This window comes from Aromatoleum toluolicum (assembly GCF_012911005.2).
Lineage (GTDB): Bacteria > Pseudomonadota > Gammaproteobacteria > Burkholderiales > Rhodocyclaceae > Aromatoleum > Aromatoleum toluolicum.
On sequence record NZ_WTVS01000121.1, the window covers coordinates 1 to 9,296 of the forward strand.

Sequence of the window (9,296 nt, forward strand, 5' to 3'; positions counted from 1 at the left end):
CCCCGAAGCCCGCGGGCTGCGCCACCTCGCCTTCGCGGTGACGGACCTCGACGCCGCCGTGCGCGCGCTCGAAGCCCGCGACGTTGCCGTCGAACCGATCCGCACGGACGAACTCACCGCCCGGCGCTTCACCTTCTTCGCGGACCCGGATGGATTGCCGCTGGAACTGTACGAAACCGCGCCGCGCTGAACATTCCTGCGCCGGCGCGGGCACGGGATCGCACCACCGGTACAATCGCGCCTTCGCGACATCCGACCGCCCATGCGCCCCCGCACCGCTCCCGACTATCTCGCCGGCTACCCGCCCGCCCTCGCCGCCCAGGTCCGCGACCTGATCGGGCAGGAGCGGCTCGCCGAACTGCTGCTGCGCAAGTACCCGCAGGCCCACGGCGTGCGCACCGACAAGGCGCTGTACGACTACGTGCAGGACATCAAGGGCGAGTTCCTGCGCAATGCCGGGCAGTTGAGCAAGGTCGCCTTCGACAGCAAGCTGCAGGTCATCCAGCACGCGCTCGGCACCCACACGCGCATCGCGCGCGTACAGGGCGCGAAGCTCAAGTCGAAGTGCGAGATCCGCGTCGCGACCGTCTTCCGCGACATGCCGGAAGCCTTCCTGCGCATGATCGTCGTACATGAGCTCGCGCACATCCGCGAGCGCGAACACGACAAGGCCTTCTACCAGCTGTGCTGCCACATGGAGCCGGACTACCACCAGTTGGAGTTCGACGTGCGCGCCTACCTGTGCCACCTCGACGCCACCGACCGACCGCTGTGGTCGGCCGCCGCCTGACGCGGATCAGTCGGCCAGCGCGCGCACCTTCACCGGCTTGCCCTTGAGCCGGCCCGCGGACAGCCGGCGCACGGCTTCGCGCGCGATGTCGCGCACGACCGCGACGTAGGTCGTCTGGTCGGTCACGGTGATCTTGCCGACCTGCTCGCGCGTGAAGCCGGCCTCGCCGGTCAGCGCGCCGAGCACGTCGCCGGGCCTGATCTTGTCCTTGCGCCCGCCGAGGATCTGCAGCGTCACCATCGGCGGCACCAGCGGCGAGTCGTCCCCGCCCTGCAGGGAACCCAGGCCGTGCCACTCCGGTTCGATGCCCGTCGCCTGCGCGATGGTCGCCACGCGGCGCTTGTCGGCCGGGCTGCACAGGGTCAGCGCCCAGCCGTCCTCGTCGGCGCGGCCGGTACGGCCGATGCGGTGGATATGGACTTCGGGATCGGGCGTGACGTCGACGTTGATGACCGCTTCGAGTTGCGCGATGTCGAGCCCGCGCGCCGCCACGTCGGTCGCCACCAGCACCGAGCAGCTGCGGTTGGCGAACTGGATCAGCACCTGGTCGCGCTCGCGCTGTTCGAGATCACCGTGCAGCGTCAGCGCATGGAAGCCCTGGTCGTGCAGCACCTTCACCAGATCGCGACACTGCTGCCGGGTGTTGCAGAACGCCAGCGTGCTCACCGGACGATAGTGCTTGAGCAGCGTGCCGACGGCCTGCAGGCGCTCCTCGTGCTTGATCTCGTAGAAGCGCTGGCGGATCTTGCTGCCCTCGTGCTGCTCGGTCAGCTTCACCTGCTGCGGGTTGCGCAGGAACTGCTGCGCGAGCCGGTCGATTCCCTCGGGATAGGTGGCGGAGAACAGCAGGGTCTGGCGGCGCGTCGGACATTGGCTGGCGACGAACGCGATGTCGTCGTAGAAGCCCATGTCCAGCATGCGATCGGCTTCATCGAGCACCAGCGTGTTGAGCGCATCCAGCCGCAGGCTGCCGCGATCGAGGTGGTCCATGATGCGTCCCGGCGTACCGACGACGATGTGCGCGCCGTGTTCCAGGCTCGCCCGCTGCGGGCGCATGGTCGTGCCCCCGCACAGCGCCAGGATCTTGATGTTGTCTTCGGCGCGCGCGAGGCGGCGGATCTCCTGCGTCACCTGGTCGGCCAGCTCGCGCGTCGGGCACAGCACCATCGCCTGCACCGCGAAGCGGCGCGGGTTCAGGTTGGTGAGCAGTGTCAGCGCGAAGGCCGCGGTCTTGCCGCTGCCGGTCTTCGCCTGCGCGATCAGGTCGTGGCCGGCGAGCGCCAGCGGCAGACTGGCCGCCTGGATCGGCGTCGTCGTGCGGTATTCGAGCTGCTCCAGCGTAGCGAGCAGCGCGGGCGACAGCGGCAGCTCGCCGAACGGCCGCCCGGCAAGAGTCGGACCCGGCGTCGCCTCGGTCGCATCTGCAGCGGCCGGGGCCACCTGGACCGGGATCGATTCGCTCATGCTCACCTTGCGCCTCAGCCCTTGCGCCGACGCGCCGCGCCGAGCGGCTTGCGCCAGTGCCCCGCGCGCTTCTTCTCGGTTTCGGCAGTCTTGGGCTTGGGCATCAGCAGGTTCTTGCCCGCTCCCTGCCCCGAAGCGCGGTGCGCAAGGATCGCGGCGCTCAGTTGCTCGATCGTCGGCATGGCCGCTTCCTGCACGTCCTGCGCCATGTGGGCGGCGAGCCGCTGGCGTACTTCGAAGATCCGCTCGGCCGTATCCGCCTTCTTCGGCAAGCCGGTCACGATCGCCTGCGAGGCCGTGCTCAGCGAAAAGCGCCCCTCCTCAACACAGACGAGGCCGTTCGTCGCCAGGCGCTGGAACGACTCGGCCAGCTTCGCCTCGGACGGGATCGCCCCCTGCAGCAGATCGACTGCCGCGACGGCTTCGGCGAGCTCGGCGGGGCGCCGCTTCGAAGCGAGCGCCAGGGCGAGCAGGAGGAGTGCGTCAATATCGTGAAGCGGGTGCATCGAATACCTTTGGAAATCTGCAGGAAAATGAATCGGCGAGGGGTGCGTTGCGCAACGGCCGCGGCCCGCAAGAGATGCGCGAGGCCCGCGGCCGACACCCGAACAATCCGCCAAGGGCGAGAGTGTAAGCGTTCGGAACGCCCGCGACGTCAATAAGTTGCATGGCGCTGCGTGCGCCGCCGCGCAGGTCCCCTCAGCGCCGCGGCACGCGCACGCAATCCGGCCCGAGACGCGTCAGCACCGGGCAGCCGAGGAGCGCCAGCGTGCGGTCGATCTCCGAACGCAGGATCTCCAGCGCCCGTGCCACGCCGGGCTTGCCCGCCGCGGCGAGGCCATACAGCGTCGCGCGCCCCGACATCGCCGCGTCGGCACCGAGCGCGCGCGCCTTCACGAAGTCGCCGCCGCGGCGCAGACCGCTGTCGATGATCAGCGTCATGTCCGGCCCGACCGCCTCGCGGATCTCCGGCAGAACGTCGATCGGCGCCACACAGGTATCGAGCTGCCGCCCGCCGTGGTTGGTGATGACCAGCCCGTCCACGCCCAACTGCTTGGCGCGCTCGGCGTCGTCCGGCCGCAGGATGCCCTTCACGATCAGCTTGCGCGGCCACAGGTCGCGCAGCCACGCGACGTCGTCCCAGTTCAGCGACGGGTCCATCTGGCTCGACAGGAAAGTCGCCGCATTGCGCGCGCTGTCCTGCCCCGGCGGCAGGAAGTCGCCCAGGTTGCGGAAGCGCGGCATGCCGTGCGGGATCAGCACGTCGAACAGCCAGCGCCAGCGCGTCGCGACATCGACCATGTTGTCGAGGTTGAGCTTCATCGGCGCACGGTAGTTGCGCCGGTCCCATTCGCGGTTGCCGAAGGCGGCGACGTCGGTCGTCAGCACGATCGCCTCGGAACCCGCGACTTCGGCGCGCTTGACGACGCCGGCGAGGTTCTCGCGATCCTTGAACGGGTAGATCTGCATCCAGTGGCGCACGCCGGATTCGACGATGCGCTCCAGCGACACCGTCGACACCATGCTCTGGCACATCGGAATGCCGGCATCCCGCGCCGCCTCGGCGAGCATCAGGTCGCCCTCGTGCGACAGCAGGCCGTTGAAGCCGGTCGGCGCGATGATCGCCGGCATCGCGATGCGCTCGCCGAACAGCTCGCAGCCGAGGTCGCGCTCCGACACATCGACCAGCGTGCGCGGCTGGAAATTGACCGCGTCGAAGCCCGCGCGGTTGTACCGCAGCGTGAGCTCGTCGTCGGCGCCGCCTTCCAGGTATTCGAAGCAGAAGTTCGGGATGCGCGCGGCGGCCATCGCGCGCAGTTCGGCAATGTTCTGGGCGCGACGCGGATCGCCGCCCCGGTAGAGTTTGCGCATCGGCATCGAGTGGCCGGCCCCGAAGAAAAAAGTCCGCCCCACGATACCGGAGGCGGACTTCGCTTGCTAGCCGTCCATCATGATACGCATCACCGCGCGTACGTCATGCAGCGATGAATCACAGGCGCGCGACTGTGTGCCCTAGCCTTCCCGCACCAGCTTGCGCTCGCTCTTCGGCCGCGCCGGCAGCGGCTTCGAGCATTCGAGGAAGCGCCCGCGCCCCTTCTGCACCTGCGCCCTGCCGTTGGCCCACACGACCTCGCCGCGCGAGATCGTCACCCCCGGCCACGCCTTCAGGTGCATGCCCTCGTAGGGCGTGTAGTCGACGTTGTGATGCAGCATCTCGTTGCGGATCGTCACGTCGACATTGGTGTCCCAGATCACGATGTCCGCATCGCAGCCTACCGCGATGCTGCCCTTGCGCGGGTACAGGCCATAGAGGCGCGCGACGTTCGTCGAGGTCAGCGCGACGAAGTTCTGCGGGTCGATGCGGCCGGTGAGGACGCCTTCCGAGAACAGCAGCGCCATGCGCGTCTCCAGCCCGGGGATGCCGTTCGGAATCTGGTCGAAGGAGGCGTCCTCGCCCGCCACCTTCTTGCCCTGCGGGTCGTCGAAGCGGAACGGTGCGTGGTCCGACGAGAAGATCTGGAACACGCCGTTCTCCAGGCCGTCCCACACCACCTTCTGGTTCGCCTTGTCGCGCGGCGGCGGGCTGCACACGCACTTCGCGCCGTGCAGGTCGTCGCCTTCGAGATGCTCGCTGGTCAGGAACAGGTACTGCGGGCAGGTCTCGCCATACACCTGCAGGCCGCGCCCCTGCGCCCAGCGGATCTGCTCGACGGCTTCGCGGCCCGATACATGCACGATCAGCACCGGCACGTCGACAAGCTCGGAGAGCGAGATGGCGCGATGCGTCGCCTCGCGCTCGACCAGCATCGGACGGGACGCCGCATGGAAGCGCGGCGCGGTGTGGCCCGCAGCGAGCAGCTGCTCGGTTAGCCACGCGATGCAGTCGGTGTTCTCGGCGTGGATCATCACCATCGCCCCCTCGCGCCGTGCGACCGCGAGCGTCTCGAGGATCTGGCGGTCGTTGAGCTTGAGGTCGTCGTAGGTCATGTAGATCTTGAACGACGTGTAGCCCTCCGCAATCAGTTCGGGCAGTTCGCGGTTGAGCACGTCCGGCGTCGGGTCGCTGACGATGAGGTGGAAGGCATAGTCGATCACCGCCTTGCCCCCCGCACGCGCGTGGTAATCGTCCACCGCGGCGCGCAGCGACTGGCCCTTGAACTGGCACGCGAAAGGCAGCACCGTCGTCGTGCCGCCGCAGGCGGCCGACAGCGTGCCGCTGTAGAAGTCGTCGGCCATCTTCGTGCCGTCGTTCATCGGCTGGTCGAGGTGGCAGTGGCCGTCGATGCCGCCCGGCATCACGTAACGGCCGGCAGCGTCGATCTCCTTGCGGCCCGAAGGCAGGTCCCTGCCAAGCGCCGCGATCACGCCCTCGCGGATCCCGATGTCGCAGTCGAACTCGTCGGCTGCCGTCACGACGTGGGCGTTGCGCACCACCAGGTCGAAATCGTCCATTGTTGTCTCCATATTTATTGGGGTCTTGGTCGACGGGCCCGGACTCCGCACATGAAGTCGCTGCACATGTCGAATATCAATTTCTGTTTTGTCGACCATTTATCTATATTTTTTTCAACATGCAATAGCACCGCGACTCCTGGATACTCCCCGCCGGTACGACGAGATGACTTCAACTCGGCCGCTCGTGCCCGACCCCGCGCCTGCGAAACGCCGTCCGAATGCCGACAGCCAGCGGCATTTCTTGCTAGCGCATCGGCACGAACCGTAGAATTTCCGCCTCGGCCCGACCTTGCGGGCCCCTCCGGCGCAGGACTCCAGCATGCAGAAGAAGACGGCCAAACGACGTGACGCCGGCGCATCGGCGCCGCCCCCCTTGCAGGACGAGCGCCCGGCGAACGATGGCGAAGGCGGCGCGTCGGAGCAGGAGATCTACGAGCGGGTCATCACGTCGATCATGGAGCACCGCCTGCCGCCGGGCACCAAGCTCGGTGAGGACAAGCTGGCGAAGATCTTCGGCGTGAGCCGCGCCCGCGTGCGCCAGGTGCTCGCGCGCCTCGCACTCGAACGCGTGGTCGTGCTGCATCCGAACCGTGGCGCCTTCGTCGCCGAGCCCACCGTGGAGGAAGCGCGCGAGGTCTTCGAAGTCCGCCGCCCCCTGGAGGCGCTGGTCGTGCGCCGCATCGTCGCGAAGAAGGATCCGGCGATCATCGCCCGCCTGCGCGCCCACGTCGCAGCCGAGGAGGCGGCCCGCGCCGCACGCGACCGCCGCGCCATCATCCGCCTGTCCGGGGAATACCACGTGCTGCTCGCGGAGCTCTCCGGCAGCGCCCTGGCCGCGCGCCTGATGCACGAGCTGGCGTCCCTCACCTGCCTCATCATCTTCCTCTACGACGCCCCCACGGTGCCCGCCTGCCGCGATCAGGAGCATGCCGAGATCACGCAGGCCCTCGCCGATGGCGACGAGGCCACCGCGATCCGCCTGATGACGGAGCACCTGGAACACGTCGAAGCCTGCCTCGACCTCTCGCGCGGCCGCCCCGAGGAACTCGACCTGGAAGCCGCGCTGGCGGGCTGAACCCGACCCGTTCCGCGTCGCCGCTCAGGAGAAGATCCGCTCCAGATCATCGTCGTCCTGCGCCGCGAGGCTGATGTCGAGCGACTGCTCGACGTGGTCGAGGTGATGCAGCATCAGCGCGGCGGCAGTGTCCTGGTCGCGCTGCGCAAAGGCCTCCAGCAGGCGCCGGTGCTCGTCTTCCGGGCAGGCCCGCCCGACCGGCGAGTCGTACAGGATGATGATCAGGCAGGTCAGTAGCGTGAGCTCGCGCATCTGCCGCGCGAGTATCGCGTTGCCGGCCATCTCCGCGATCTCGAGATGGAACTCCCCCGACAGCCGGATCACCTGCTGACGGTCGCGCTGCGCCCGCGCCTTCTCCTCCGCCGCGACCAGCTCACGCAGCCGCGCGAGCTGCGCAGGCGTCGCCGACAGCGCCAACTTGCGCGCCAGCGCCGGCTCGATCAGCCGCCGCGCCTCGAACACCTCGCGCGCCTCCTCCACCGTGGGCTCCGCAACGAAGGCGCCGCGGTTCGGCACCAGCGTCACGACCATCTCGTGCGACAGGCGCGTGAGCACCTGCCGGATCATCGCGCGGCTGGCGCCAAACACCGCCGCCAGCCGCTCCTCGACGAGCTTGCGGCCCGGTGCGAGGCGATGCTCGATGATCGCCGCAAGAATCCTGCGATAGATCGCCTCCGCGTCGGCCCCCACTGCCGCCTTCGCGCGGCGCTGCTGCCCGAGGCGCACCACCTTCGCGCCGCGGTTCTCCTGCGGGCGCTCCTCTGTGCCAGCGCCATCCTGAAGTATCTGTCGAGTCTTCATGCCGCCCTCTCGTTCGCTGCAATTTCACTGTTAGCGAACTATAAACTTTTTTGTCGACAATTTATTGACGTCGTGTCGGCATCACTTCTATAGTTCGTCTCACAACGGTGACGAGTCACCCCCGGGCGGCGACCTATCCGGTCGACACTTCGGGCACGACCCGGCAACCGAAAAAGTAGAAATGGCGCGAGGCCGTGATCCGGCACCCGCTCCGCACAGGCAGCGTCAAGCCTTTTGGAGGCGCCGCCACGGTCGCAAGTCCGTGGCGAAGTGGCCAAAACTCATCCAAGCTGTGGAAAGGAGACACCACATGAAAGCCGAAATAGCCCTCGACCGGGCGGCAGCGGTACCGGAAACGCAGACGAAGGTCCGCTGGCGAATCTTCCTGATGATGCTGTTCCTCATCTCGATCAACTACATCGACCGGGCCTCGCTGTCGGTCGCGATGCCGATGATCGCCGCCGAATTCGACATCGGCCCCGCAACGCAGGGCCTGCTGCTGAGTTCCTTCTTCTGGACCTATGCCTTCATGCAGATCCCGGGCGGCATGCTCGCGGACAAGTTCGGGCCGCGCCATGTCATCGCCGGGGCCACGCTCGGCTGGGGCTTCTTCCAGGCGATCGCGGGCATGTGCACCGGATGGGTCAGCCTGCTGATCACGCGTCTCGGACTGGGCGCGGCCGAAGCGCCGATCTACCCCGCCGGCGGCAAGCTCAACGCGATCTGGATGACGCAGAACGAGCGCGGCCGCGGCGCGACGCTGCTCGATGGCGGCGCCCCGCTGGGTGCGGCACTCGGCGCGATCCTGATCTCGGGCCTGATCGCCGTCATGGGATCGTGGCGCGCGGCCTTCGTCATCGCCGGGGTCGGCACCGTTCTTGCGGGTTTCTGGGCCTGGTCCTACATCCGCAACCATCCGCGCGAACATCCGGGGGTCAATGACGCCGAAGCCGAGTTCATCGAGGAGGCGCACGCGAAGGAACTGGCCGCGTCGCCGACGATCACCAGCGGCAAGGCCATGGACTTCTTCCGCTACCGCTCGGTGTGGGGCATGTTCTTCGGCTGGATGTGCTTCAACGCGCTGTTCTACGGCCTGCTGACCTGGATGCCCAACTACCTGTCGAAGCAGCACGGTTTCGACATCAAGCAGATGGGCGGCGCGGTGTTCATCATGTTCTTCGCCGGCTTCGTCGGCGAGCTGATCGGCGGCTGGATCGCCGACAAGTGGAAGGAATCGGGCGCCTCGCAGGGCAAGGTGCTGCGCACGCTGTTCGGCATTTCGTCGATCATCGCGACCGTGTCGATCTACAGCGTCGCGAAGATCACCGACCCGGTCACCGTCGTCGTGATGCTGTCGGTCACGCTGTTCTTCCTGCGCTGGTGCGGCCTGTTCTGGTGCGTCCCGTCGATCCTCGGCACCCGCAACCGCGTCGGCTTCCTCGGCGGCGTGATGAACCTCGGCGGCAACTGCGCGGGTATCGGCGTGCCCATCCTCGTCGGCCTCATCGTCCAGGCGACCGGCTCGTACTACATGGCGCTGATGCTGTTCGCCGCCGCCGGTGCCGGCCTGTTCATCTGCTCCACGATGCTGATCGACTACGACAAGAAGGTTCCGGTCTGATCTCCCCCGGGGCGCCGCGGTGATTGCCTGCCGCGGCGCCCCGGGGGAGATCAGACCGGAACCTTCTTGTCGTAGTCGATCAGCATCGT

Annotated in this window: 9 protein-coding genes; 4 read left to right on the forward strand and 5 right to left on the reverse strand. The window is 67.7% G+C overall.

The annotated features are described in order from the left end of the window. Both GPA27_RS27020 and GPA27_RS27025 read left to right on the forward strand, forming a co-directional pair. Positions 1 to 190: VOC family protein (locus tag GPA27_RS27020; RefSeq protein ID WP_211165269.1), on the forward strand; the 190-nt coding region annotated here is incomplete at its 5' end. A gap of 72 nt (positions 191 to 262) precedes the next feature. Further along, complete coding sequence (locus GPA27_RS27025) at positions 263 to 790, forward strand: M48 metallopeptidase family protein (RefSeq protein WP_169143515.1); 528 nt, start codon at positions 263 to 265, stop codon at positions 788 to 790. A gap of 6 nt (positions 791 to 796) precedes the next feature. Here GPA27_RS27025 and dbpA read toward each other — a convergent pair whose 3' ends face one another. From dbpA to hydA, 4 genes are all read right to left on the reverse strand, one after another. Beyond that, complete coding sequence (dbpA, locus tag GPA27_RS27030; protein ID WP_211165270.1) at positions 797 to 2,254, reverse strand: ATP-dependent RNA helicase DbpA; 1,458 nt, start codon at positions 2,252 to 2,254, stop codon at positions 797 to 799. Between the two features lie 14 nt (positions 2,255 to 2,268). Beyond that, positions 2,269 to 2,760, reverse strand: a complete 492-nt coding sequence (locus GPA27_RS27035) for a hypothetical protein (RefSeq protein WP_169143516.1) — start codon at positions 2,758 to 2,760, stop codon at positions 2,269 to 2,271. A 193-nt stretch (positions 2,761 to 2,953) separates the two neighbouring features. After that, positions 2,954 to 4,132 carry an alpha-hydroxy acid oxidase gene (locus tag GPA27_RS27040; RefSeq protein ID WP_211165271.1) on the reverse strand — a complete coding sequence of 393 codons (1,179 nt, stop codon included), beginning with the start codon at positions 4,130 to 4,132 and terminating at the stop codon, positions 2,954 to 2,956. A 135-nt stretch (positions 4,133 to 4,267) separates the two neighbouring features. Continuing rightward, positions 4,268 to 5,707, reverse strand: a complete 1,440-nt coding sequence (gene hydA, locus GPA27_RS27045) for a dihydropyrimidinase (RefSeq protein ID WP_169143517.1) — start codon at positions 5,705 to 5,707, stop codon at positions 4,268 to 4,270. A 322-nt stretch (positions 5,708 to 6,029) separates the two neighbouring features. On the opposite strand from hydA, the gene GPA27_RS27050 reads away from it, so the two are divergent. After that, a complete protein-coding gene (locus GPA27_RS27050) occupies positions 6,030 to 6,785 on the forward strand; it encodes a GntR family transcriptional regulator (protein ID WP_169143518.1) in 756 nt (251 codons plus the stop codon). A gap of 24 nt (positions 6,786 to 6,809) precedes the next feature. Here GPA27_RS27050 and GPA27_RS27055 read toward each other — a convergent pair whose 3' ends face one another. Beyond that, a complete protein-coding gene (locus tag GPA27_RS27055; RefSeq protein WP_169143519.1) occupies positions 6,810 to 7,586 on the reverse strand; it encodes a GntR family transcriptional regulator in 777 nt (258 codons plus the stop codon). 310 nt (positions 7,587 to 7,896) lie between these two features. Between GPA27_RS27055 and GPA27_RS27060 the strand changes: the two genes are divergently transcribed. Further along, positions 7,897 to 9,207, forward strand: coding sequence for an MFS transporter (locus GPA27_RS27060; RefSeq protein ID WP_169143520.1), 1,311 nt, complete (start codon positions 7,897 to 7,899; stop codon positions 9,205 to 9,207). Positions 9,208 to 9,296: the final 89 nt, after the last annotated feature.